Source organism: Nocardia sp. NPDC102475 (genome assembly GCF_055584605.1).
Map to the genome: position 1 here is coordinate 68,671 of NZ_JBVJLS010000009.1, position 24,117 is coordinate 92,787.

Annotated in this window: 23 protein-coding genes; 18 read left to right on the forward strand and 5 right to left on the reverse strand. The window is 66.3% G+C overall.

The genetic code is table 11. From position 1 onward, the window contains the following. Positions 1-54 precede the first annotated feature (54 nt). From ACZ60G_RS18050 to ACZ60G_RS18065, 4 genes are all read left to right on the forward strand, one after another. A complete protein-coding gene (locus ACZ60G_RS18050) occupies positions 55-1,299 on the forward strand; it encodes a L,D-transpeptidase (RefSeq protein ID WP_465811223.1) in 1,245 nt (414 codons plus the stop codon). Between the two features lie 38 nt (positions 1,300-1,337). Beyond that, a complete protein-coding gene (locus ACZ60G_RS18055; RefSeq protein ID WP_465811224.1) occupies positions 1,338-1,772 on the forward strand; it encodes a helix-turn-helix transcriptional regulator in 435 nt (144 codons plus the stop codon). Positions 1,773-1,792: 20 nt separating this feature from the next. Continuing rightward, a complete protein-coding gene (locus ACZ60G_RS18060) occupies positions 1,793-2,203 on the forward strand; it encodes a VOC family protein (RefSeq protein WP_364472274.1) in 411 nt (136 codons plus the stop codon). A 109-nt stretch (positions 2,204-2,312) separates the two neighbouring features. Beyond that, positions 2,313-4,721, forward strand: coding sequence for an ATP-binding cassette domain-containing protein (locus ACZ60G_RS18065; protein ID WP_465811225.1), 2,409 nt, complete (start codon positions 2,313-2,315; stop codon positions 4,719-4,721). A gap of 62 nt (positions 4,722-4,783) precedes the next feature. Here the strand turns inward: ACZ60G_RS18065 and mscL are convergent, their stop codons facing one another. Beyond that, positions 4,784-5,230 (reverse strand): large conductance mechanosensitive channel protein MscL, encoded by a 447-nt coding sequence (gene mscL, locus ACZ60G_RS18070; protein WP_465811226.1) that lies wholly within the window; start codon positions 5,228-5,230, stop codon positions 4,784-4,786. A gap of 125 nt (positions 5,231-5,355) precedes the next feature. Further along, positions 5,356-6,090 (reverse strand): SDR family NAD(P)-dependent oxidoreductase, encoded by a 735-nt coding sequence (locus tag ACZ60G_RS18075; RefSeq protein ID WP_465811227.1) that lies wholly within the window; start codon positions 6,088-6,090, stop codon positions 5,356-5,358. Between the two features lie 125 nt (positions 6,091-6,215). On the opposite strand from ACZ60G_RS18075, the gene ACZ60G_RS18080 reads away from it, so the two are divergent. The 6 genes from ACZ60G_RS18080 to ACZ60G_RS18105 all read left to right on the forward strand — a co-directional run bounded on the left by ACZ60G_RS18080 (position 6,216) and on the right by ACZ60G_RS18105 (position 13,457). Then, positions 6,216-7,037: an alpha/beta fold hydrolase gene (locus ACZ60G_RS18080; protein ID WP_465811228.1), complete on the forward strand. Its 822-nt coding sequence runs from the start codon at positions 6,216-6,218 to the stop codon at positions 7,035-7,037. A 175-nt stretch (positions 7,038-7,212) separates the two neighbouring features. Beyond that, the gene (gene mshA, locus ACZ60G_RS18085; protein ID WP_465811229.1) at positions 7,213-8,649 is read left to right on the forward strand and encodes a D-inositol-3-phosphate glycosyltransferase; all 1,437 of its coding nucleotides are present in this window, start codon (positions 7,213-7,215) and stop codon (positions 8,647-8,649) included. After that, a complete protein-coding gene (locus ACZ60G_RS18090; RefSeq protein WP_465811230.1) occupies positions 8,646-9,149 on the forward strand; it encodes a type III secretion system chaperone family protein in 504 nt (167 codons plus the stop codon). The genes mshA and ACZ60G_RS18090 overlap by 4 nt, the downstream gene beginning before the upstream one ends. 221 nt (positions 9,150-9,370) lie before the next feature. Next, complete coding sequence (locus ACZ60G_RS18095; RefSeq protein ID WP_465811231.1) at positions 9,371-10,276, forward strand: ROK family protein; 906 nt, start codon at positions 9,371-9,373, stop codon at positions 10,274-10,276. 51 nt (positions 10,277-10,327) lie between these two features. After that, positions 10,328-11,065: a phosphoglyceromutase gene (locus ACZ60G_RS18100; RefSeq protein WP_465811232.1), complete on the forward strand. Its 738-nt coding sequence runs from the start codon at positions 10,328-10,330 to the stop codon at positions 11,063-11,065. A 340-nt stretch (positions 11,066-11,405) separates the two neighbouring features. Beyond that, complete coding sequence (locus ACZ60G_RS18105) at positions 11,406-13,457, forward strand: CocE/NonD family hydrolase (RefSeq protein ID WP_465811233.1); 2,052 nt, start codon at positions 11,406-11,408, stop codon at positions 13,455-13,457. Between the two features lie 91 nt (positions 13,458-13,548). Here the strand turns inward: ACZ60G_RS18105 and ACZ60G_RS18110 are convergent, their stop codons facing one another. Further along, positions 13,549-14,214 (reverse strand): NADPH-dependent F420 reductase, encoded by a 666-nt coding sequence (locus ACZ60G_RS18110; RefSeq protein ID WP_465811234.1) that lies wholly within the window; start codon positions 14,212-14,214, stop codon positions 13,549-13,551. 91 nt (positions 14,215-14,305) lie between these two features. Here ACZ60G_RS18110 and ACZ60G_RS18115 point away from each other — a divergent pair, with 91 nt between their 5' ends. From ACZ60G_RS18115 to ACZ60G_RS18125, 3 genes are all read left to right on the forward strand, one after another. After that, positions 14,306-14,689, forward strand: coding sequence for a winged helix-turn-helix transcriptional regulator (locus ACZ60G_RS18115; protein WP_465811235.1), 384 nt, complete (start codon positions 14,306-14,308; stop codon positions 14,687-14,689). Between the two features lie 130 nt (positions 14,690-14,819). Then, positions 14,820-16,055 (forward strand): sensor histidine kinase, encoded by a 1,236-nt coding sequence (locus tag ACZ60G_RS18120; RefSeq protein ID WP_465811236.1) that lies wholly within the window; start codon positions 14,820-14,822, stop codon positions 16,053-16,055. Beyond that, positions 16,052-16,741, forward strand: coding sequence for a response regulator transcription factor (locus ACZ60G_RS18125; protein WP_040696229.1), 690 nt, complete (start codon positions 16,052-16,054; stop codon positions 16,739-16,741). Before ACZ60G_RS18120 ends, ACZ60G_RS18125 begins: the two co-directional genes overlap by 4 nt. 76 nt (positions 16,742-16,817) lie before the next feature. Here ACZ60G_RS18125 and ACZ60G_RS18130 read toward each other — a convergent pair whose 3' ends face one another. Both ACZ60G_RS18130 and ACZ60G_RS18135 read right to left on the reverse strand, forming a co-directional pair. Further along, positions 16,818-17,150 (reverse strand): hypothetical protein, encoded by a 333-nt coding sequence (locus tag ACZ60G_RS18130; protein WP_063046073.1) that lies wholly within the window; start codon positions 17,148-17,150, stop codon positions 16,818-16,820. 69 nt (positions 17,151-17,219) lie between these two features. Further along, the gene (locus ACZ60G_RS18135) at positions 17,220-18,083 is read right to left on the reverse strand and encodes a DUF3109 family protein (protein WP_465811237.1); all 864 of its coding nucleotides are present in this window, start codon (positions 18,081-18,083) and stop codon (positions 17,220-17,222) included. Positions 18,084-18,246: 163 nt separating this feature from the next. Here ACZ60G_RS18135 and ACZ60G_RS18140 point away from each other — a divergent pair, with 163 nt between their 5' ends. From ACZ60G_RS18140 to proC, 5 genes are all read left to right on the forward strand, one after another. Further along, entirely contained in the window at positions 18,247-19,278 is a 1,032-nt protein-coding gene (locus tag ACZ60G_RS18140) for a Ppx/GppA family phosphatase (RefSeq protein ID WP_465811238.1), read from the forward strand. Then, a complete protein-coding gene (locus ACZ60G_RS18145) occupies positions 19,275-20,984 on the forward strand; it encodes a hypothetical protein (RefSeq protein ID WP_465811239.1) in 1,710 nt (569 codons plus the stop codon). The genes ACZ60G_RS18140 and ACZ60G_RS18145 overlap by 4 nt, the downstream gene beginning before the upstream one ends. Positions 20,985-21,127: 143 nt before the next feature. After that, complete coding sequence (locus ACZ60G_RS18150; RefSeq protein ID WP_465811379.1) at positions 21,128-21,991, forward strand: sugar phosphate isomerase/epimerase family protein; 864 nt, start codon at positions 21,128-21,130, stop codon at positions 21,989-21,991. Positions 21,992-22,100: 109 nt separating this feature from the next. Further along, positions 22,101-22,982: a thioesterase family protein gene (locus ACZ60G_RS18155; protein WP_465811240.1), complete on the forward strand. Its 882-nt coding sequence runs from the start codon at positions 22,101-22,103 to the stop codon at positions 22,980-22,982. A 169-nt stretch (positions 22,983-23,151) separates the two neighbouring features. After that, positions 23,152-23,988: a pyrroline-5-carboxylate reductase gene (proC, locus tag ACZ60G_RS18160; protein WP_465811241.1), complete on the forward strand. Its 837-nt coding sequence runs from the start codon at positions 23,152-23,154 to the stop codon at positions 23,986-23,988. The last annotated feature ends 129 nt before the right edge of the window (positions 23,989-24,117 follow it).

The following is a 24,117-nucleotide window of genomic DNA, read 5'->3' on the forward strand; positions in this document are numbered from 1 at the left end:
CACCACACTCTTCGCAGGCCGGTCGGACGGTTTTCGCCGCGTAAATTCGATGAAGTGAGCCATCGTCCAGTCATCCACAGACCGGCCGCCGCCGTCTCCGCCGTGCTGCTCGTGGTAGTCGCGCTGGTGGCCGGATGCACGTCCGACAAAGGCGGAAATAGCAACTCCGCCAAAGACAACACCCCCGTCGCGAAGGTCACGCTGACACCCGGCGCCGACGCCAAGAACGTCAATCCGACCGCACCGATCTCGGTCACCGTCACCGACGGCACCATCGATCAGATCGCGCTGACCAACGCCAACGGCAAGCAGGTCGCCGGCGAACTCGCCGCGGACAAGCACAGCTACCAGACCACCGAACCGCTCGGCTACGACGCCAAATACACCTGGTCCGGCACCGTGGTCGGCATCGACCACAAGCCGGTCCCGATCGACGGCGCCTTCACCACGCTGGCACCGAAGAACACCTTCCCCGCGACGCTCAATATCGCCGATAACCAGGAAGTCGGCATCGCCGCCCCGATCATCTTGCAGTTCAAGGGATCTGTGCAGAACAAGGCCGCGGTGGAGAAGGCGCTCACCATCACCACCAATCCGCCGACCGAGGGCGCGTGGGCCTGGTTCCCGGACGACAACGGCGGCTCGCGCGTGCACTGGCGACCGAAGGATTACTGGGCGCCCGGCACCACCGTGCACGTCGCGGCCAAGCTCTACGGCCTGGATCTCGGCGGCGGAAACTACGGATATTCCGATCTCACTTCGGATTTCCGCATCGGCCGCAGCCAGATCGTCAAGGCCAACGCACCGAGCCATCGCATGCAGGTCGTGCGCGACGGACAGGTCGTCGTCGATATCCCGGTCAGCTACGGCGAGGGCAATGAGGCGCGCAATGTCACCCGCTCCGGTGTGCACGTCGTCACCGAGAAGTACGAAGACTTCATGATGTCGAATCCGCCGTTCTACACCAACGTTCGCGAACGCTGGGCCGTACGCATCTCGAACAATGGCGAATTCATCCACGCCAATCCGCAATCCCTTTCGGCACAGGGCTCTTCGAATGTCACCAACGGCTGCATCAACCTGTCGCCGAGTGACGCGCAGGCCTACTTCCCGACCGCGCTCTACGGCGATCCGGTCGAGGTGACCGGCACGTCGATCGCGCTGTCGGCCGCCGACGGCGATCTCTACGACTGGACCATCGACTGGAATACCTGGACCGGGCTGTCGGCATTGCAGGGCGAACCCAAGAATCCGGTGTCCGCGACACCGGTGCCGCCGCTGCCCGCCGGCGGTCGCTGAGCTAGGCAAACCCCGCGCGACATGCGACGATCGGTCAGGTGACCAGCAGACCAGCCACGGAGGACAACCTGCGCGAGCTCGCTCGCCTGCGTCGTGTCCGCGACCGGATCGACCGGGAGTACGCGCAGCCGCTCGACGTCGAGCGGCTGGCCCGCGACGAGCACATATCGGCCGGTCACCTGAGCCGCCAGTTCAAGCTCGCGTACGGCGAGTCGCCGTACTCCTATCTGATGACGCGGCGCATCGAGCGCGCGATGTCGCTGTTGCGGCGTGGCGATCTCAGCGTCACCGAGGTCTGTTTCGCGGTCGGCTGCCAGTCGCTGGGCACCTTCAGCACACGGTTCACCGAACTGGTCGGAATACCGCCCAGCACCTACCGGGAGCAGGCCGAGCACGCCACGGTGGATCTGCCGACGCTCGTCGTGAAACGGGTGACGAGACCGATCAGGAATCGAGAAGCGCCGGTCAACTAGGGGCAACTAGCGTGAACGCCATGGACATCATCATTCAAGCGAGCTTCCTCCCACAGGACGACCCGGAGGCCGCCCTCGCCTTCTACCGCGACGCCCTCGGCTTCGAGCTGCGCAAAGACGTCGGATTCAACGGGATGCGCTGGCTCACCGTCGGCCCGGTCGACCAGCCGGGCACATCCATCGTCCTGCACCCGCCGGCCGCCGACCCCGGCATCACCGACGACGAGCGCCGCACCATCGCCGAGATGATGGCCAAGGGCACCTACGCCAGCATCCTGTTGGCTACCAAGGATGTCGACGCCACCTTCGAGAAGGTGCAGGCCACCAATGCCGAGGTTGTCCAGGAGCCGACCGATCAGCCATACGGGGTTCGCGACTGCGCCTTCCGCGATCCCGCCGGAAACATGGTTCGTATCCAGCAGTTGAGCTGAGCCTCGGGCAATCACAGAGACGCCGGTGGCGGCCGCAAGCCACCGGTGTCGAGCCCTCCGACGGAGACCGTGCATGCGGCCCGCGCAACCAGATGGAGAACCGATCAGCATGGCCAAGAAGACGGACACGCAAGCCCACGCTGCCGACAGCCACGATCTGATCCGCGTGCTCGGCGCACGCGTGAACAACCTCAAAGACATCAGCATCGAGATCCCGAAGCGCCGATTGACGGTGTTCACCGGTGTTTCCGGCTCGGGCAAGAGTTCGCTGGTATTCGACACCATCGCTGCGGAGTCCCAGCGGCTGATCAACGAGACCTACAGCACCTTCGTGCAGGGCTTCATGCCCACGCTGGCGCGGCCCGATGTCGACGTGCTCGACGGGCTGACCACCGCGATCATCGTCGACCAGCAGCGCATGGGCGCCGACCCGCGCTCCACGGTCGGCACCGCCACCGATGCCAGTGCCATGCTGCGCATCCTGTTCAGCCGACTCGGCGAGCCGCATATCGGCTCGCCGCAGGCGTTCTCCTTCAATGTCGCTTCGATCAGCGGCGCGGGTGCGGTCGCGATCGAGCGCGCCGGGAAGACGGTCAAGGAGCGTCGTAGCTTCAGCATCACCGGCGGCATGTGTCCGCGCTGTGAGGGCCGGGGTTCGGTCAACGACATCGATCTGACCCAGCTGTACGACGACACGAAATCGCTGAACGAGGGCGCGCTCACCATCCCCGGCTACAGCATGGACGGCTGGTTCGGCCGCATCTTCACCGGCTGCGGCTTCTTCGATCCGGACAAGCCGCTCGAGAAGTTCAACAAGCGCGAACTCAACGATCTGCTCTACAAGGAGCCGACCAAGATCAAGGTCGATGGCATCAACCTGACCTACGAGGGCTTGATCCCGAGGATCCGCAAGTCGATGCTCTCCAAGGACGTCGACGCGCTGCAGCCGCATATCCGCGCCTTCGTGGGGCGGGCGGTCACCTTCCAGATCTGCCCCGAATGCGACGGCACCCGGCTCAGCGAGTTGGCGCGATCGTCGAAGATCAAGGGCATCAGCATCGCCGACGCCTGCGCCATGCAGATCAGCGATCTGGCCGAATGGGTCAGCGGGCTGAAGGAGCCGTCGGTGGCGCCGCTGCTGACCTCGCTGCGGCACACCCTCGACTCGTTCGTGGAGATCGGACTCGGCTACCTGTCGCTGGAACGGCCCGCGGGCACACTGTCCGGTGGTGAGGCGCAGCGCGTCAAGATGATCCGCCACCTCGGCTCCTCGCTCACCGACGTCACCTACGTATTCGACGAGCCCACCGCGGGGCTGCACCCGCATGACATCCAGCGGATGAACGAACTGCTGCTGCGGCTGCGCGACAAGGGCAATACGGTGCTCGTCGTCGAGCACAAGCCGGAGACGATCGTCATCGCCGACCACATCGTCGACCTGGGTCCGGGCGCGGGTACGGGCGGCGGCACGGTCTGCTTCGAGGGCAGCGTCGATGGGCTGCGCGGCAGCGGCACCATTACCGGCCATCACTTCGACGACCGCGCCGCGCTGAAGGAGACGGTCCGAAAGTCCAATGGCGCGTTGGAGATTCGCGGTGCGTCGACCAACAACCTGCGGGATGTCGATGTAGACATTCCGCTCGGTGTGCTCGCGGTCATCACCGGCGTCGCGGGCTCGGGTAAGAGTTCGCTCGTGCACGGCTCCATCCCCGCAGGCGCAGCTCAGCTCGACGGCCGCTCCGCAAGCTCCGCGGACGTGGTGTCAGTGGATCAGGGCGCGATCCGTGGTTCGCGACGAAGCAACCCGGCGACCTACACGGGTCTGCTCGACCCGATCCGCAAAGCATTCGCGAAGGAAAACGGCGTCAAGCCGGCGCTTTTCAGCGCCAACTCCGAGGGCGCGTGCCCCAATTGCAACGGCGCGGGCGTCATCTACACCGACCTCGCGGTCATGGCCGGTGTCGCCACCACCTGTGAGGTATGCGAGGGCAAACGGTTCCAAGCCGCAGTGCTCGAGTACCACCTCGGCGGCCGCGATATCAGCGAGGTGCTCGCGATGTCGGTGACCGAGGCGCAGGAGTTCTTCAGCGACGGCGCGGCGCGCACACCGGCCGCGGAGAAGATCCTGGACCGGCTCGCCGATGTCGGTCTCGGCTACCTCACCCTCGGTCAGCCGCTCACCACGCTGTCCGGCGGCGAGCGGCAGCGGCTCAAGCTGGCCACCCATATGGCGGACAAGGGCGGCGTCTACGTCCTCGACGAGCCGACGACGGGCCTGCATCTCGCCGATGTCGAACAGCTGCTCGGCCTGCTCGACCGGCTGGTCGACTCGGGTAAGTCGGTCATTGTCATCGAGCACCACCAGGCGGTAATGGCCCATGCCGACTGGATCATCGACCTCGGCCCCGGTGCGGGCCACGACGGCGGCAAGATCGTCTTCGAGGGCACGCCCGCAGACCTGGTCGCCGAGCGCGCCACCCTCACCGGCGAACACCTGGCGGCATACGTCGGCGCCTGAATGAAAATCGCCCCCGCTCGGGGAGAACCGTGCGGGGGCGAAACATATTCGGCGCGTGGCAATTACCGCGCGTTCTCCTTGACGAGCGAACCGTCCTTACCGAACGATTCGGTCTCGACGACCGCGTCCTTGTGCTGCTTGGCGAGCAGATCGCGAATCTCGATGAGCAATTCGATCTCGGACGGCTCGGCCACCTTGGCGGTGCCGAAGCGATTCTTCAGTGTCTTCATCGGCACCATCAGCACGAAGTACAGCACCCCGGCCACCAGCATGAAGTCGATGAGCGCGGTGATGATCGGCCCGATCGCTATGAAGGTGGCCGGTTTGCCGGAGACCAGCTGAACGCCGAGTCCCAGCTCATTGGTCTTACCCAATACCGCTAGCAGCGGATTGATGATTCCCTTTGTCACTGCCGTCACCACCGAGGTGAAAGCGGTGCCCATGACCACCGCGACGGCGAGGTCGATGACGTTCCCGCGCATCAGGAAATCTTTGAAACCCTTGAGCATGAGCCGAGCCACTCCAATCTGGTCTATCTGCGTTTCAAACACCCGATGTTAACGTCCGCGCCACGCCGGAGCGAATTCACAGCAATCGAGAAACGGTCGAGTCGGATGGAGTATCGCCGATTCCGTCAGCCGCGGCGAGCGAAGCGTCCCGGACCGGCCTGGTCACGCGGCTTGACGATGATCTGGTCCAGATTCACATGTGACGGTCGCGACGCCACGAACCCGATGATCTCCGCGATGTCCTGCGCGACGAGCGGATCAATGCCCTCGTACACCTTGGCCGCGCGCTCCTCGTCTCCGGCGAATCGCACCAGCGAGAACTCGGTTTCCACTGCGCCGGGCGCGATTTCGGTGAGCCGCACCGGCCGGCCGAGCAGTTCGCCGCGCAATGTGCGGTGCAGTACGGCCTGTGCGTGCTTGGCCGAAGTGTAGCCGGAGCCGTTGTCGTAGGCCTCGAAGGCGGCGACCGAGGTGATGGTGACGATGAGCCCGTCGCCCGAGGCGATCAGCTTCGGCAGCAACGCCTTGGTCACCCGCAGCGTGCCGAGCACATTGGTTTCCCACATCCAGCGCCAGTCGTCCAGATCCGCCTCGGCCACCGGTGCCAGACCCTTCGCACCACCCGCATTGTTGACCAGCACATCGGCGTTGTCGATCGCATCGGTGAACGCGTGTACGGAATCGTCCGAGGTCACATCGAGTTCGAGTGCGGTGCCGCCGATTTCGTCGGCGAGGCGCCGCAGCCGATCGAGCCTGCGCGCACCGAGGACCACGTGATAGCCCTGTTTGGCGAGTTCCCGGGCGGTGGCTTCCCCGATTCCCGAGCTGGCTCCGGTGACGACGGCAGTGCGAATGCTCATGATTCCGATCCTAAGTGCCGACCATTTCGAGCGACCTGCAAGCAGTCGCTACGGAGTCGATTGCTGGTGAGCCCGGCTGTTGCCCCGATCACCGCACCGGACCGGCCGCCATTAGCCTCGGTGGCATGGCTATTCGGGAAGCGGTCAGTGCGGACGGAACGAGCATCGTCTATCGGGTCGGCGGCCCGGCCGACGGCAGGCCGCTGGTGCTGGTGCACGGTTGGTCGGCCAATCTGCAGTGCTGGGGCGCGGCCGCGGACGAGCTGGCCGAGCGCTTCCGGGTGCTCGCCGTCGACCTGCGCGGTCACGGCTACTCCGGCGCCCCGGAAACCGGCTACGACGATCCGAAGAACTGGGCCGCCGATATCGCCGCGGTGCTCGCCGCCGAAGGCATCCGATCCGATGCGGTGCTGCTCGGCTGGTCCTACGGCGGCATCGTGATCAGCGACTACCTGACCGCGTACGGCACCGGCGCGGTCGCGGGCGTCATCTACTCGGGTTCGATGGCCAATATCGGTCGTGCACCCGGTGCGGAGACCGGTTCGGCCATGCGGGAGGCCATTCCCGGTGTGTTCGAGGAGAGTGCGGGCAGGGCGTTGCGCGCGTTCGGCGCCTTCGGCAATGCGAATACCGGACCCGGTCCGGACAAAGGCGTCGATGCCCAGCGCATCTTCGGTGCGAGCCTCGGCACGCCGCCCCGGGTGCGCAAGGCGCTGTTCTACCGGACCGTCGACAACACCGAAACGCTACGTGCCCTGGACATTCCGGTGCTGGTCCTGCACGGAACCAAGGATCCGGTCGTGCCGATCGAGAACGGGCGCTACATCCTCGATGCGGTGCCCGACGGCCGCGGTTCGTTCTGGGAGGACGCGCAGCACGGGCTGTTCATCGAGGATCGCGCCCGCTTCGTCACCGAGGTGAGCGCGTTCATCGACGGTCTGAATTAGCCGTCCGAAATTCGCTGGCGCCGCACGCTCGGCTCGAGCAGACTTGTCGTGTCCCGGTGCCAAGATCAGCACTGGGCAGATATTTGCACCGCGCGTGAGAACCCTCACGAAACTGCTGTGACGACTGTCACTCGGCCCGGTTACGGCGTCTGGGTTGGGCAATTCAACGTGCACTATGGATGGTGTGAGTCAACGCCCGGACCTACGGCCGAATCGGATCGCCGTGTTATCGGTGCACACCTCACCACTTGCTCAACCGGGTACCGGCGATGCAGGCGGCATGAACGTCTATGTCCTGCAAACCGCCATTCAGCTGGCCCGACGCGGCACCGAGGTCGAGATCTTCACCCGGGCCACCTCCTCGAACGTCCCGCCCGTCCAAGAGGCGGCCCCGGGCGTTCTGGTGCGCAATGTGGTGGCGGGCCCGTTCGAGGGGCTGGACAAGCACGACCTGCCGACCCAGCTGTGCCCGTTCACGGCCGAGGTGCTGCGCCAAGAGGCCAGACACCTGCCCGGACACTATGACCTCGTCCATTCGCACTACTGGCTATCCGGTCAGGTCGGCTGGCTGGCGCGCGACCGCTGGCGGGTGCCGCTGGTGCACACCGCGCATACCTTGGCCGCGGTGAAGAACGCGGCGCTGGCCGAGGGCGACTGCCCCGAACCCGCGACCCGCGAGATCGGCGAGAAGCAGGTGATCGCCGAGGCCGATCGCATGGTCGCCAACACTGCGGAGGAGGCGCGCCAGCTCATCGAGCTGTACGGTGCCGATCCCGAGCGCATCGATGTGGTGCCGCCCGGCGCGGATCTGACTCGCTACTGTCCCGGTGAAAAAGCCGCGGCCCGAGCCGAATTGGGTCTGGCCACCGATGAGCGGATCGTCGCGTTCATCGGCCGCATCCAGCCGCTCAAGGCCCCGGATGTGCTGGTCCGTGCGGCCGCCGAACTGCTGCACCGCGACCCGGCGCGCAAGCTGCGGGTGCTCATCGTCGGCGGACCGTCCGGCACCGGACTGGAGCGCCCCGATTCACTGATCGAGCTCGCGGCCGCGCTCGGCATCGCCGAGCACGTCACCTTCCTGCCGCCGCAGCCGCCCGATCGCCTGGTCCAGGTGTATCGCGCCGCCGACCTGGTCGCGGTGCCCAGCTACAACGAATCCTTCGGTCTGGTCGCCATCGAAGCGCAGGCCAGTGGCACCCCGGTGCTCGCGGCGGATGTGGGCGGGCTCGGCACCGCCGTGCGCCACGGTGAGACCGGACTGCTCGTCCCCGGACACCGGACTCCGGACTGGGCCGACGCCCTCGGCCACCTGCTCGACGACGGCGAGCGACTACGTCGGATGGGTTTGCGCGCGGTCGAGCACGCCGGGCATTTCTCCTGGGAGCACACCGCGGACGGACTGCTCGCCAGTTACTCGGCGGCGCTGGCCGATTTCCGTGCGGTGCGCGCCGGTCTCGGTGCGGGCCGTCGCAAGGTGTTCGAGGCCGCGCGCGCCGAGCTGCCGGAGGAACGCACTAACCTCACGGGTGAACGCAGTGCTGTTCTCCTCGGTGAGACCAGCCCGGCCAGATCGCGGGCGCTGTGGCGGCGCCGGACGGGAGCGCACCGATGAGCACGGCAGCCGCGACCGCACAGCTGATCGACGAAACGCTGCGCGAGCGCGAGATCGAGTACACCCATCCCAGCCAGGAGACGTTCGTCGTCATCCTGCCCGGTGAGCGCAAACTCAAGACCACCGTGATGCTCACCGTCGGCAAGCACGGACTGCGGATCGAATCGTTCGTCTGCCGCAAGCCCGACGAGAACTTCGAGGGCGTCTACAAATTCCTGCTGCGTCGCAACCGCCGCCTCTACGGTGTGGCCTACACCCTGGACCGCGTCGGCGATATCTATCTGGTCGGCCGCATGGCCACCCACGCCGTCACCCCCGATGAACTGGACCGGATCTTCGGCCAGATCCTCGAGGCCGTCGACGCCGACTTCAATTTCCTGCTGGAACTCGGCTTCGCCGAATCCATTCGCCGGGAATGGAAGTGGCGGGTATCGCGCGGCGAATCCTTGCAGAACCTGCGCGCCTTCGAGCATCTGGTGGAAACCGCCGACCAGCCCTGAGCTCGTCGCCGTGCTCGCATGCAGACTCGCTGTCGTGAGCACAGACCTCCCATTGCCGGTGTGAGCCTGCGACTGTGGGTGCACAGGCGGAGGCTCGAGTGCGGACCGGGGTCCGGATCCGAGCAGGGGTTCCTCGATGTCGATCCGACACCGACACGCTCGACGTAGGCGACAATCGCGCTGTAGGAATGGGCCGCGAGGTACAGGAAGGCAGCCCGGCGATGATGGTTCTTGCTCTGGATATCGGTGCGACGAAATTCGCCGCTGGGGTCGTCTACGGGGGCCGGAAGGTGCGCGACGTGCGGCGGGTCGATGTGCCTCGGGAGTCGGTGTGGTCGGTGTGCCGCGATCTGCTGCTGGAGGTGGCCGGTGACGCGACGGTCTCGGCGATCGGGATCGGTTCGGCCGGACCGGTCGATGTGCGCACTGGTGTCACCGGTCCGCTGAACATTCCGGAATGGAAGCCGGGCTTCCCGATCGTGGCCGAGGTGCAGCGGCTGTTCCCTTCCGCCGCAGTGCGATTCGCCATCGACGGCGCCTGCCTTGCGCTGGCCGAACATCACGTCGGCGCGCTGCGCGGCATTCCGAACGGCCTGGCCATGACGGTCTCCTCGGGCATCGGCGGCGGCATCATCGCCGACGGTCGGGTGGTGCTCGGCCGCACCGGCAATGCCGGACACGTCGGCCATATCGTGGTGCCGGGTTGGGATGTCCCGTGTGAATGTGGCGGCGTCGGCTGCGTCGAGGCGATCGCCAGCGGTATGTCATCGGTGCGCTGGGCGCGCGAACAGGGTTGGCGCGGTGAGACCGGCGCCGGGCTGGCGAAGGCCGCGCACACCGGAAACGAGATTGCACTCGCCGCGCTGCATCGGGCCGGAACCGCCCTCGGCACGGCCATCGCCTCCGCGGCCTCGACGCTCGACATCGATCGGGTGGTGATCGGCGGCGGCTTCGCACAATCGGGTGAACCGCTATGGGAACCGCTGCGCGCGGCACTGACCCGGCACGCGGGTTTGGACTTCCTGCGCGAGCTGCAGGTGGTGCCGTCGCGAATCACCAATGGCGCCACCCTGGTTGGCGCGGGTGTGCTCGCCGCGGGCCACGATACCGCCGATGCCATCTCCTGAGCACTGGGAACGGATGCGAGCCCGGTTCGCGTACATGCCAGAATGGCCTGCATGACGTACACCCTCGTGTTGCTGCGCCACGGCGAGAGCGAATGGAATGCCATGAACCTTTTCACCGGCTGGGTGGATGTGCACCTGACCGATAAGGGCATCGCCGAGGGCAAGCGCGCCGGGGAACTGTTGGCCGAACACGGCATTCTGCCCGATATCGTCTACACCTCCGTGCTGCGGCGCGCGATCAGCACCGCGAATATCGCGCTGGACGCCGCCGACCGGCACTGGATCCCGGTCGTGCGCGACTGGCGCCTCAACGAGCGCCACTACGGCGATCTGCAGGGCAAGAACAAGGCGCAGGTCCGCGACCAGTACGGCGACGATCAGTTCATGCTGTGGCGGCGCAGCTACGACACTCCGCCGCCGCCGATCGACCCGTCGAACGAGTACAGCCAGGAGAGCGACCCGCGCTACGACGGCATCGACGTCCCCAAGACCGAATGCCTGCTCGACGTGGTGAACCGGATGGTCCCGTACTGGGAGTCGGCCATCTCCAAGGATCTGCTCTCGGGCAAGACCGTTCTCGTTGCGGCACACGGCAATTCGCTGCGCGCGCTGGTCAAGCACCTGGACCGGATCTCCGATGACGATATCGCCGGCCTGAACATCCCCACCGGTATTCCGCTGCGCTATGAGCTGGACGAGAACTTGCGCCCGGTTCGTCCGCGCGAATACCTGGACCCCGAGGCGGCCGCCGCGGGTGCCGCGGCCGTCGCCAGCCAGGGCGGCAAATAAGCACCTACCTCGATACAAACGCGCCGCGACCGGCCTCGGTCGCGGCGCGTTGTCGTTTCGTGGCAGACACAGCTGATCCGCTTGCGAGGTCGCACGCCGTTTGCCTCGATTGGATTTGGGCTGATGCGCGGGTCGCGGTCAGTTAGCTGTGATCGCCTGGGTTAGTGTGAATTCTGCAGGTCGGCGCCGATTTCCTCAGTTTTTCGCAGGCATAATGCGAGGTCGGTTGGTATATGTGAACCGGAATTCTTACCGTGATCTAAGTAGCCCCAAGCTCGAACCTACTCGTCGGTATGTAAGCTCTGGTCGTTCGACCAGTCCGAGAGGCGGATCACCCCTGATGCAGACAATGTTGCGTGCCACCATGGCGGCAGTCGCCACGGCGGTGCTCATTCCATTCGTCACCCAGAGCGCGATCGCCGCGTCGGTGCCGTCCGGTCCCGACGGTGGCGCGGCCGGTGCCGCCTGGGCCGCGACCGAGGACGGACCCCAGCAGTACCCGAATGTGAATATCCAGTGGGATGTGCCGATAACCATGAGCGACGGCACCGTCTTGAAGAGCAATGTGTACCGTCCGGCGGATGCCGCTGGTCGCCCGATCGACACCCCGACGCCCACGGTGGTGAATCTGACGCCGTACACCAAACTGGTCTCGAACATCGCCGACAGCGCCATGTCCATTCCGGGCCTGTCCGATGCGCTGATCGAACTGTTCCGCCGGATCGACCTCAGCGGCACTCCGCTCTCCGGCGTCACCGATCTGACCAAATCCTTCGGCGGCGGCGAACTGCGCAACTTCGCCGTCGACCGCCAGCTCATCAAGAGCGGCTACACCCAGGTCGTGGTCGACGTGCGCGGCACCGGTTTCTCCCAGGGCACCTGGGACATGCTGCGTCAGCGCGAACAGCAGGACTCCTACGAAGTCATCGACTGGACCGCGCGTCAGCCGTGGTCCGACGGCCGCATCGGCATGAACGGCCTGTCCTATTCGGGCATCAACCAGATCCAGGTCGCCGCGATGCATCCGCCCGCGCTGAAGGCGATCTTCCCCGTGGTACCCGGCAGTGACCTGGTCAACGATGTGCTCGCACCCGGCGGCGGCTTCGGCTTCAACTTCATTCCGCTGTGGCTGACCGCCATCAACGGCCTCAAGCTGGTTCCGGATGTGGCGTCGATACTCAACGGGCAGTTCGATATGAATTGGCTCGCGGATCGCGCGCAGGATCCGTTCACCTTCATGGATGTGTTGCTCAATGTCTACAGCACCACCCGGATCGAGGACCTGGACCCGCGCGCCAAGGAACTGCTGACCGGTTCGTCGGCGTCGCGCGCGGCCTGGCTCAGCGATCCGAGCCAGATCCAGGTGCCCACCTTCGTCACCGGTGGCTGGCACGATCTGTTCACCTACTCGGAATCCAAGATCTACAACGAGATTCCGCTGCCCGCGGGCCAGAAACAGCTGCTGATGGGCAATACGTACCACATCAACTCGGGCAATGAATACGGCAAGCCCGGCCTGCCGCCGCGCCTGGATGTGCTGCAGCGCGCGTGGTTCGACAAGTGGCTCAAGGGAATCGACAACGGCATCGATCAGTACGGCCCGATCACCTTGCGGCAGCAGGGCGGCGGCTGGATCACCACCGACTCGTTCGCCGATCCGCAGACCGGCTCCCAGGATGCCGAATATCGCCGGATGTACCTGTCCGCCAGCCGAAGCGGCACCGTGAACAGCCTGAACGACGGATCGTTGCTCGCCACCGCGAGCCCCGACTCGGCGCGGCTCACCCTCGCGCCAGGCCTGACTACCCTGTGCTCCAACGACGCAGCGCAGGGTAGTGCGGGTTTCCTCTCGATCATCGATGGTTGCGCCAAGGACTCCCGGATCGCCGAGCTGAACGGGCTGACCTTCACCAGCGACCCGGTCGCCGAGCCGACCACCATCTCCGGCCGAATCGCCGCGCACCTCGACACCGTTCAGGATGCGACCGACGGCTACTGGGTGGTCACGGTGAACGATGTCGCGCCGGACGGCCAGTCCACCGTGCTCTCCTCCGGCCAGTTGATGGCCTCGCTGCGTCAGGTCGACGAGGCGAACAGCACCCGTTCCGCCAGTGGCGATTACACCGATCCGCGGCCCTACACATCGCTGGACCTGCGTCAGCCGACCGTGCCGGGGGAGGAGACGACCCTCGATATCACCCTGCCCGCCACCGAGGCGATTCTGCAGCCGGGCCATCGCCTGCGCGTGGATGTCTTCGCGGGCAACTTCCCCAAGGGCCTGCCGGTACTGCCGATGCTGATCGATACGGGTCTGAACCCACAACACGTGCAACTGGATCCGAATCGGCCGAGTTTCGTGAATCTTCCGGTGCGGGGTAACCCGGGCTGGTAAGCCGTATCCGGCCCGAGCGTGCACCTCTCGCGCATCAAGCTCGAATCCGCGGGGTATGGGCGGTCGTGCACGCTCGGACCGGGTCCGGTCGCTAGTCGGCCACGGCGAATGCCGCTTCCAAGGGGGGGAAGACCGCGCGGGCATCCGCGCCGCCGAACCAGAGGCCGACGGTGAAGACCGACGTTGCCTCGAGATATTTGGCGCGATGCAGTCCGCCCGCCGAAATCGGTTGCAGCCCGAGATCTTCCGCCAGTGCCGCGACCTGTTGCACCGCGGCAGCGTCGTCACCGCAGATCGGCACCGCCAGCCTGCGGTCCTCGAAGACGCGGGCCGGTGATTCCCACACCTCGGCGGCACACACGTTGAAAGCCTTCACCACGTTCGCCCCGGGAACCATCGCCGCGATGCGAGCCGCGACCGCGTCCTCGGACAATACGAAAGCCAGAACTCCTTGCGGCGCGGCCTCGTCCGGGAGGAACGCATTGGTGCAGTCGATCACCGTCCGTCCGGCAAGTTCTCCGCGGATTTCACCCAGTACTTCGTCAAGGGCACTTACCGGCAGTGCCAACAGTACGACCGCCCCGAATTCGGCAGCCGCGCCGACACTTCCGCCCCGTGCTCCGTGCCCGATGGTTGCTGCCAGCGCATCCGCGGCCGCACGGGACCGAGCGCCGACAACGAGCTCGTGCCCGGCCGCGGCCCAGCCGCCGCCGAGTGCCTTCGCCATCGCGCCGGCCCCGATGATTCCGATTCGCATATCAACTCCTGGTTCGGGATGTATTCGGCACCGACGCTAGGGATTTCGATAGGCACTCGAAGGTGCGCAATGACGATGGCAGGCTGGTGTCATGACGGTGGAACATGCCGAGCCCGTGGAATTCGCGCCCTATGGCGATTACGAGGCCGACTGTCCGGCCCGCCTCGGCGTCGACCTGTTCGGCAACCGCTGGCTCTCGGTCATCGTCTATATGCTGCGCGATGGCCCGATGCGTCCCGGTGACCTGCGCATGGCCATCGGCGGCATCAGCCAGAAGATGCTCACCCAGACGCTGCGTCGCATGCAGACCATGACCCTCATCGAGCGCCACCGCTACGCCGAGGCCCCGCCCCGCGTCGAATACGAACTGACCGAAGCCGGACGCGATCTGCTCATTCCGATCTACGCCCTCGGCGAATGGGTCGACCGCCACGGCGACTCGGTGCGGTCGGCAATGTCGGATTCGGAGGAGTGAAAACGATCCGGACTCCGTCGCGCGAACAACGCGTAAACAAGCGGCTAACGGTCCTGGAAGTGCCTATGACCTGCGCGAAACTTCGCGTACCCCGAGTTGGGTTGTCGGTCGGCGACCGTACGATTCAAGTGTGAGTGTTCCCCAGGCCGTCCTACTGGCAGTCCTCGCGGCTGTCGTCGGCCTGGCAGTCGGTGGGCTACTGATCCCGTTCGTGAACGCCAGGCAGGCCGCCCGCAGACAGGCGGATTCCGGTCTCACCATGTCCCAGGTGCTCGACCTGATCGTGCTCGCCTCCGAGAGCGGAATCGCGGTCGTCGACGAATACCGCGATGTGGTGCTGGTCAACCCGCGCGCCGAGGAACTGGGCCTGGTCCGCAACCGGCTGCTCGACGAACGCGCCTGGGCCGCGGTAGAGAAGGTGCTCGCCACCGGCGAATCCAGCGAATTCGATCTCACCGCGGAGAAGCCGATGCCCGGCCGCAGCCGGATCGCGGTGCGCGGAGTGGCCAGACAGCTATCTCGCGAAGAGACCAGTTTCACCGTGCTGTTCGCCGACGACGATTCCGAGCAGGCCCGCATGGAGGCCACCCGCCGAGACTTCGTCGCCAATGTCAGCCACGAACTCAAGACTCCAGTCGGCGCGATGAGCCTGCTGGCCGAGGCCATGCTGGAATCCGCCGAAGATCCCGACGCGGTCCGGCACTTCGGTCAGCGCGTACTCGGTGAATCCCGGCGGCTGGGCAAGATGGTGACCGAGTTGATCGCGCTCTCGCGACTACAGGGTGCGGAAAAGCTACCCGAGCTCGAGGTGGTCGACGTCGACTCCGTGGTCACGCAGGCGGTCGATCGCTCCCGCACCGCCGCCGAAGCCGCGGGCATCACCGTCAGCACCGATCGCCCGAGCGGACTCGAGGTGCTCGGCGACGAAACCCTGCTCGTCACCGCACTGTCCAACCTGGTGGAGAACGCCATCGCGTACTCACTCGCGGGCTCCCACGTTTCGGTGAGCCGCTCACTGCGCGGCGATCACGTCGCGATGGCCGTGACCGATCGCGGCATCGGTATCGCCAAGGAAGACCAGGAGCGGGTCTTCGAACGATTCTTCCGATCCGATAAGGCGCGCTCGCGCGCCACCGGTGGTACCGGGCTCGGCCTGGCTATCGTCAAGCACGTGGCGGCCAACCACAACGGTGAAATCACCCTGTGGAGCAAGCTCGGCACCGGGTCGACGTTCACCCTGCGAATACCTGCCCACCATGAAGCCGGCGGCGAAGAAGAGGTCGACGGTTCCGCGGTGAGCATGAGAGAAACACACCCGCGCCCCATGGGGCCGGGCAGACCGAATGGTGTGGAGGCACGCAGATGACGAGTGTTCTGATCGTCGAAGATGAGGAGTCGCTGGCCGATCCGCTCGCGTTCCTGCTGCGCAAGGAGGGATTCGAGGTCACCGTGGTCGGTGACGGACCGTCCGCGCTCGCCGAATTCGACCGCTCCGGCGCCGATATCGTGCTGCTCGACCTCATGCTGCCCGGCATGAGCGGCACCGACGTGTGCAAACAGCTGCGCACCCGCAGCGGCGTCCCGGTGATCATGGTCACCGCGCGCGACAGTGAGATCGACAAGGTGGTGGGCCTGGAGCTCGGCGCCGACGACTACGTCACCAAGCCGTACTCGGCGCGCGAACTGATCGCCCGTATCCGAGCCGTGCTGCGCCGCGGCGCGGGCGATGAACTGGACGGCGGAAATGAGAGCGGTGTGCTCGAGGCCGGACCGGTCCGGATGGATGTCGACCGCCACACCGTGCACGTCAATGGCAGGCAGGTCACCCTGCCGTTGAAGGAATTCGATCTGCTCGAGTATCTGCTGCGCAACTCCGGGCGAGTGCTCACCCGGGGCCAGCTGATCGACCGGGTCTGGGGCGCCGACTACGTCGGCGACACCAAGACCCTCGACGTGCACGTGAAGCGGTTGCGCTCGAAGATCGAGGGTGATCCGGCCAAACCGGAGCACCTCGTCACCGTCCGCGGTCTCGGCTACAAGCTCGAGGCTTGACGGTCAGCGCACCCTAAGAGTTCCTACAAAGCTAGCACCGAGGCCCCGACAACCTCGGTGCTGCTGCGTATCCGAATCAGGGCAGGTAGACCCAGGTGGGGCCGAGGCCGGGCACGTCCTGCTTGTGCAGGGTGATCCAGCCGAGATCGTCTTCCTGCATGCATTCGTAGACGTCGGCCGCGCTGGTGCCGCGGCACGCGATGGTGTGGGTGACGCCGTACGGGCTCATGATCAGGTTCTTGCCGTTCGCCTGGGCGTTGATCGCGTCCGGGGTGTTGGCGGGCAGGAAGTCGGCAGTGAAATCGGCGTATTTGGCCGGGTCACCATTGGGTTCGGCATGCGCGGCACCGGTCAGTGCGGCGGTGGCGCCGAGCGCGATGGCGGTCAGGGTCAGGGCTTTCTTCAACATGACCGCACATCCAACCGCATATGAGTAAAGCCTGCATGGCGGGCAGGTGAATCGCCCGCAATGCAAGCCTCACGCCGACTGGTCGGCGATTGGTTGGTCGGATTTCATCCGGTCGGCATGCACGGTCGCGGGATGGATCGCGATGAGACCGAGCCCCTCGCGCCGCTTGCAGTGTCTGGCCAGCTCTTCGTAGGCGGGTGCACCGAGCAATTCCTTCAGCTCGGGACCGTAGGACTGCCACACCGGACGGGCGCCGACATGCGCGTCGGGGGAGCCGGAGCAGTACCAGTCCAGGTCCTCGCCGCCGGGACCCCAGCCGCGCCGGTCGTATTCGGTGATGGTGGTCTTCAGGATCTGCACGCCGTCGGGGCGCTCCACCCAGTCCTGGGTGCGCCGGATCGGCAGTTGCCAGCACACATCCGGCTTCACCTCGAGCGGCTCGATGCCCTTGCGCAGCGCCATGGTGTGCAGCGCGCAGCCGACGCCGCCCTCGAAGCCGGGGCGGTTCAGGAAAATGCAGGCGCCGTCGAAGCGGCGGGTGCGCAGGGCGGGCTCGTCCTCCAGTTCGTCGAGCTCCAGATAGCCCTTCTTGGTGATCTTGCCCTCGGCGTCGGTCGCCTCGTCCATCAGCTGCCAGTCGCTCGGTGTGAGCATTTTCACAGCATTGGTCAGACGCTTGCGATCGTCCTTGTCGGAGAGAAACGCACCGTGCGAGCAGCAGCCGTCATCGGGGCGGTCGCTCAGAATTCCCTGACAGGCCGGAGTTCCGAAGACGCACGTCCAGCGCGACAGCAGCCAGGTCAAATCCGCGACGATCACATGCTCGTCGTTTGCTGGATCCACGAACTCGATCCATTCACGGGGAAAGTCGAGATCGACCTCCGGCGCCGGATCGATCTTCCGCGCTGGTGGGGGCCTCTTGGAGCCGCTCACGACTGCGCCTCGCTGGCGCTCGGCTCCGTCGTGCGCGGCGCCGCGCTGTGCCTGCTGGTTCGTTCGCTGCGCTCACTCACTGCTGCGCCTACCGTCACACTTCAGGACGCTAACAGTTCAGTCGCCTGGGCTAAAGGGCCGGTTCACCCAGTACCGTATTCATGTGCGGCTTGGGGTACTCGATGTCGGAAGCAATACCGTCCACTTGCTTGTGGTGGACGCCCATCGCGGTGGTCACCCGATGCCGATGAGCTCGACAAAGGCCACTCTCCGGCTATCGGAGAACATGGATTCCGACGGCTGCATCACCGTCCAGGGGGCCGAACGGCTGATCGCGACGGTCGCCGAATTCGCCAGCATCGCCGAGACTTCCCGCTGCGTCGAGCTGATGCCGTTCGCGACCTCCGCGCTGCGTGAGGCGGCGAACTCCGATGAGGTACTCGCCAGGGTCCGCGCCGAAACCGGCGTCGAACTGCAGGTGCTCGCCGGTGTCGACGAGGCCCGGCTGACCTTCCTCGCCGTGCGCCGGTGGTACGGCTGGAGCGCGGGCCGGATCCTCAATCTCGACATCGGCGGCGGCTCACTGGAAATCACCAACGGCGGTGACGAGGAACCCGATCTCGCGATCTCGCTGCAACTCGGCGCCGGAAGATTGACCAGAGAATGGCTGCGCGAGGATCCGCCGGGCAAACGCCGCGTCGCGGTGCTGCGCGATTGGCTCGACGCGGAACTCGTCGCACCCGCGAAACAACTGCTGGACGTGGGGAAACCGGATCTCGCGGTCGGCACATCGAAGACGTTTCGATCGCTTGCCCGGTTGACCGGAGCGGCACCCTCTTCGGCCGGGCTGCGGGTGCGCCGTACACTCACCAGCTCAGGTCTGCGCCAACTGATTGCCTTCATCTCGAGAATGACGGCGGCGGACCGTGCAGAATTGGAAGGCGTAAGTTCCGATCGGTCACAGCAATTGGTGGCTGGTGCACTGGTCGCGGAGGCGAGTATGCGGGCACTATCGCTGGATACCCTCGAGATTTGTCCGTGGGCACTGCGCGAGGGGCTCATCCTGCGCAAACTGGATACCGATATGAACGGCGGACCGCGGGCTACGGCATTGCCGGGTTCCGTCGCGGAAACGAGCGGTAAGCCGGTGCCCGGCGGCGGTCTATCGGGCCCGATCGAAACGGTGTCGTCATGAGTGAGGATTCCAAGCAGCTATCGGTTGCCGAGCTGCTGGCACGCAACGGCCAGCAGGGCGCGGCATCGCCCGGTGGCGGCGGACGGCGGCGGCGCAGTGGTCGCGGCATCTCGGTTGCCGAGCTGACCGGTGATCTGCCTGCCATTCCGGCAGGCGGCGGCGGTGGCCATTCCGCGCACGCCGCACCCGAGGACGACGAACCGGCGTACGAACCGCCGTCGTACGAGTCCAACGGGTACGAGTCCAACGGGTACGAGTCCAACGGGTACGAGTCCAACGGGTACGACGCATCGGGTTACCAACCCTCCGCTTTCCAGTCCGGCGGGTACGCGGGGTCCGGTTTCGAAACGCCTGCGCCGGAACCCACTTCGTACGCCGCGCCGGATCCGGCGCCGTACGCCGCGCCCGAGTCACCCAACTACTCGCCGATGTCGGGGCCGATCACCCGATACGACCCGCTCTCGGCCTACGCCGCTCCGGAGGCGCCCGCCGATCCGCTGCCCGCGCCGGGATATTCGAGCCGGATCATGCCGGGGCGGGAAATGCCGGGCGCGGATTCGTCGCGGCATTCCGCACCCGCGGATCCGTACGCCCCGGCACTGGATCCGTACGCCCCGGCGCCGGATCCGTACGCCCCGGCACCTGATCCGTATGCGCGGGACCCGCTCGCAGATGGCGCGGTCGGCTCCGGACGCACCGGCCGCAGACGTCGGCATGCCGAGCCGGAGGAAGAGACCACCGACGTACAGCCGCTGCGCGATCTCGGCCGCGGCATCGGCGCCCCGCCCGAAAGCCCGCCGAACGGATCGAGATCCGGCGGCCGGGCAGCCCGGCGACGCGCGGCGGAGGCCGAAGCCGAGGCCAATAACGCCGGACCCTCGACCGCGCCGTGGTCGCCGTCCACCAATGGCTTCGCACCGGAATCCGCACCGCTGCCGATGCCCCCGCGGCCGGACGTTCCGGCGCGCGGCGCCCATCCCGAGCCGCCGGATCAGCGAAGATCCGCCCGACTGGACGGTCCGGCCGATGGCGGTCTGCCCGCCTGGTCGGCGCGAAGACATGTACCGGCCAAGGGCAACGCGCCCGAATCCGAGAACGTCCCCACCGCCGCGTGGTCGCTGGCCAGTCAGGATCAGCAGCTCGTCTCCGGCCAGACCGTGGCGGGCGACCTGCTGCGCGACGAAGTCGAACGCGCCGAGGCCGAGCGAGCGAACGGGCGCGCCGCCGAACGCAACGGGCGTGGGCGACGTGGCCGATCACAGCCCGCCGAGCCGGATGTGTACGACGGTCTGACCGATGTGTACGAACCGTTCCCGACCGGTGATGTCCTCGACGACGACGAGGATTTCGACGGCGACGATGTCGATTCGGATCATTCGTTCGCCTCCCGCCTGTCCCCGAGACGCGCGCGCTCGCGGGTCGCACGCAAGTCGGAGTACGACGCCAATCGCCGCCAGTGGATGATTCTCGGCGGTCAGAGCACCGGCGCCGCGGTCGCCGGAATGTTGCTCTTCAAAGGCTTCGAACGCATGTGGGAAATGCTGCCCTGGGTGGCGCTGTGCCTGGCGATGATCGTGATCCTGGGCCTGGTGGCGCTGGTGCGAATACTGCGGCGCACCGATGACATCCTCAGCACGGTGATAGCCGTCGTCGTCGGCATCTTTGTCACGCTGGGACCGCTAGCCTTTCTACTCAGTACGAACTGAGCAGGGAGCAGGCTGTGGGGAACATCGGGCAGGCGGACGACACCAGAACGGCGAGCGTGGCCAGGGGGCGCGCTCCCGATCCCGACGTGCGTGCCGAACCCGATTCGCCGGTCGAAGCGGCCGGTGCATCCGGCGGTCAGCAGATCCTCGTCGGTCTCTCGACGGCCTCGGTCTATCCGCAGAACACCGAGGCGGCCTTCCGATACGCGGCCGAAATCGGTTACGACGGTATCGAATTGATGGTCTGGGCCGAGCCGGCCAGCCAGAGCATTGCCACCGTCCAGGCCTACTCGCGCAAATACGGTGTGCCGGTACTGGCGATCCATGCACCGTGCCTGCTGATCTCGCAGCGGGTGTGGGGCTCGGATCCGGTGGCCAAACTCGAGCGCAGTGTGCGCACGGCCGAGGCGCTCGGCGCGGGCACCGTTGTCGTTCATCCGCCGTTCCGCTGGCAGCGCAGGTATGCGCAGGGGTTCGCCGATCAGGTGGCCGAGCTGGAGGAGCACAGCCCCGTCATCGTCGCGGTGGAGAATATGTTCCCCATGCGCGCGGACACCCTCTTCGGCCGCAAAACCGGGTCGGCGAAGCGGCTGGAGCGCCGCGGCGGTCCCGGTCCCGGCCTGACCGCCTTCAGCCCGTCCTACGATCCGACCGATACCGGATTCCGGCACTACACCCTCGATGTCTCACATACCGCGACCGCGGGCGCCGATCCGTTGGCGCTGGCCGCGCGGATGGGCACCGGCCTCGCGCATCTGCATCTCGCCGACGGCCGCGGTGCGGCGCACGACGAGCATCTGGTGCCGGGTGAGGGCACGCAGCCGTGTGTCGAGCTCTGCGCGGCACTGCTGCGCTCCGGTTTCGCCGGTCACGCGGTCGCCGAGATCAATACCCAGAATGCCCGTACCACCCAGGGCCGCACGGGCATGCTGAGCCGCACGCTGGAGTTCGCCAGAGCCCACCTCAACGCACCCGCTCCGGCCCCGACGCACGCCAATCAGGTGTGAGGCCGCACCGATCTGCGGGCAGAGGGGAATTCCGACCCCGAGTCGCTTCGTTCTACGCTGTACGAACGCCGCGTCCCGCCGACGTGGCCGACCGACGATAGGAGTGACGATGCCGGAGCTGACCGCCGAACTCGAGCAGGCCATCACGACGGACGCACCCTTCAGCCGGGTGTGCACACTGACCGAACTGCTGTCGGCCAACCCGGATACCGGCCGCTACCTGGGCATCATCGATAAAATCTGGACCATCGGGCCGAAGGTGCACGGTGGCACCATGGTCGCGACCAGCGCCGCCGCGGCCACCCGCTGGCTGCGCGCCTCCGATCCGGCCCTGGTGGCCATGGCGCCCATCGCGGCGAGCTCCGATTTCCTCGGTGCACCGGAGCCGGGCGAGGTCGAGTACGAGGTGCACATCCGCAAGGTCGGTCGCCAGATCTGCCTGGTCGATGTGAACCTGATCCAGAGCGGGCGCACGCTGGTACGCACCGCGTTCACCTTCGGTCATCTCGACGATGCCGATCCGATCTACGCGCAGCGGCATGCTGAAATGCCGATCGAACCGCCCGCCGACGCCGTCGGCTACCGGGATTCGTCGATGGGCAAGTTCGTCCATGTGGCGCGCGGCGCCGAACTGTTCATCGACCGCGAGTGGGCCCGATTCCTCGACGGTGCGAAAGGTGAACCGCGCCTGCGTCTTTGGATGCGCCCGTTCGAGGGTGACCAGCATGATCCGGATATCGCCATGTACTTCGCGATCATGTCCGCCGATATGAGCCCGCCGGTCCCGGCGAACCTCGGCCAGACCGGTTGGGCCCCGACCGTTCAGATGACCACCTACCTGCGCCGCCGCCCGGCCCCAGGTTGGCTGCGGATCATCGCGACCAGCCACGAGATCGGCGAGCGCATGTTCGACGAGGACCAGCTGATTCTCGACTCCACCGGCGCGGTCGTCGCGCAGAGCCGTCAATTGGCCCTCGTGCCGCAGCGCTGAACGAGCCTGTTTCGTAAGAGAACGCAACAGCTGGTTTCGTGAGGACATGGGTAACTCGTCGGGTACGCCCAGAAATCGTCCAGCTCCACGACCGCCGGCCCGCGATGCAAAGTTGCGTGGCACCTACGGCCGGCAAAAGGCTCGGGGAGGCGGGCTAGCCTTGAGTCTCATGACGAGAGTTGCGGTGATCGGTGGCGGTCGCATCGGGGAGGCGTTGATCGCCGGATTGCTCGAATCCGGACGGGCGGCGAAGGATCTGGTCGTCGTCGAGACGCATGCCGATCGGGCCGAACTCATCGGCGACCGCTTCGGCGTACGTGTCACCGATTCCATCGCGGACGCGATCGTCGGTGCGGATGTCTTGGTCATCGCGGTCAAGCCGGGGGATGTGGATACGGTCCTGACCCAGCTCGGCAAGGCCGAACTCGACGCCGACCGGGATCAGATCCTGGTGTCGCTGGCGGCGGGTGTGCCGACGGTGCGTTTGGAGAACAAGCTGCCCGCCGGTTTCCCGGTGGTGCGGGTGATGCCGAATACCCCGATGCTGGTCGGCCAGGGCATGAGCGTGCTCGCGGCCGGCCGCTATGCCCGGCCGGAGCAGCTGGCCCAGGTGACCGAGCTGCTCGCCGCGGTCGGCAAGGTGGCGACCGTGACCGAGGCGCAGATGGATGCGGTGACCGCGGTCTCGGGTTCCGGACCCGCGTATTTCTTCCTGGTGGTCGAGGCCATGGTCGATGCCGGTGTCGGGCTCGGCCTGACCCGCGACGTCGCCACCGAACTCGTGGTGCAGACCATGCTCGGCTCGGCCGCCCTGCTCGAGAGCTCCGGGCAGACCGCTGCCGAGCTGCGTGCCGCCGTTACCTCGCCGGCGGGTACGACCGCCGCCGCGGTGCGTGAATTGGAGCGTGGCGGGGTGCGTTCGGCCTTTCTCGAGGCACTGCACGCGGCGAAGCAACGCTCCGCCGAACAGGGCGCCAACGACGGTGCGGGCGGCAGCGCTTCCTGAGGTGTCTCGGGTGGGCGTTGATCAAACACCGTGCGTCTACGGGGTGACCGGTCGGTTCCCTGCGTGTAAACCTGATTTCTCACACCCGTCGCAGTAATCCCACTGGTCCCGCTAAGCTTCAAGGAGCAC

Excerpts from the sequence above, each read along its gene's own strand:
- ACZ60G_RS18060 (WP_364472274.1), top strand. The coding sequence starts at position 1,793 with ATGGACATCATCATTCAAGCGAGCTTCCTCCCACAGGACGACCCGGAG.
- ACZ60G_RS18065 (WP_465811225.1), top strand. The coding sequence starts at position 2,313 with ATGGCCAAGAAGACGGACACGCAAGCCCACGCTGCCGACAGCCACGAT.
- mscL (WP_465811226.1), bottom strand. The coding sequence starts at position 5,230 with ATGCTCAAGGGTTTCAAAGATTTCCTGATGCGCGGGAACGTCATCGAC.
- ACZ60G_RS18075 (WP_465811227.1), bottom strand. The coding sequence starts at position 6,090 with ATGAGCATTCGCACTGCCGTCGTCACCGGAGCCAGCTCGGGAATCGGG.
- ACZ60G_RS18080 (WP_465811228.1), top strand. The coding sequence starts at position 6,216 with ATGGCTATTCGGGAAGCGGTCAGTGCGGACGGAACGAGCATCGTCTAT.
- mshA (WP_465811229.1), top strand. The coding sequence starts at position 7,213 with ATGGATGGTGTGAGTCAACGCCCGGACCTACGGCCGAATCGGATCGCC.
- ACZ60G_RS18090 (WP_465811230.1), top strand. The coding sequence starts at position 8,646 with ATGAGCACGGCAGCCGCGACCGCACAGCTGATCGACGAAACGCTGCGC.
- ACZ60G_RS18095 (WP_465811231.1), top strand. The coding sequence starts at position 9,371 with ATGATGGTTCTTGCTCTGGATATCGGTGCGACGAAATTCGCCGCTGGG.
- ACZ60G_RS18100 (WP_465811232.1), top strand. The coding sequence starts at position 10,328 with ATGACGTACACCCTCGTGTTGCTGCGCCACGGCGAGAGCGAATGGAAT.
- ACZ60G_RS18105 (WP_465811233.1), top strand. The coding sequence starts at position 11,406 with ATGCAGACAATGTTGCGTGCCACCATGGCGGCAGTCGCCACGGCGGTG.
- ACZ60G_RS18110 (WP_465811234.1), bottom strand. The coding sequence starts at position 14,214 with ATGCGAATCGGAATCATCGGGGCCGGCGCGATGGCGAAGGCACTCGGC.
- ACZ60G_RS18115 (WP_465811235.1), top strand. The coding sequence starts at position 14,306 with ATGACGGTGGAACATGCCGAGCCCGTGGAATTCGCGCCCTATGGCGAT.
- ACZ60G_RS18125 (WP_040696229.1), top strand. The coding sequence starts at position 16,052 with ATGACGAGTGTTCTGATCGTCGAAGATGAGGAGTCGCTGGCCGATCCG.
- ACZ60G_RS18130 (WP_063046073.1), bottom strand. The coding sequence starts at position 17,150 with ATGTTGAAGAAAGCCCTGACCCTGACCGCCATCGCGCTCGGCGCCACC.
- ACZ60G_RS18145 (WP_465811239.1), top strand. The coding sequence starts at position 19,275 with ATGAGTGAGGATTCCAAGCAGCTATCGGTTGCCGAGCTGCTGGCACGC.
- ACZ60G_RS18155 (WP_465811240.1), top strand. The coding sequence starts at position 22,101 with ATGCCGGAGCTGACCGCCGAACTCGAGCAGGCCATCACGACGGACGCA.
- proC (WP_465811241.1), top strand. The coding sequence starts at position 23,152 with ATGACGAGAGTTGCGGTGATCGGTGGCGGTCGCATCGGGGAGGCGTTG.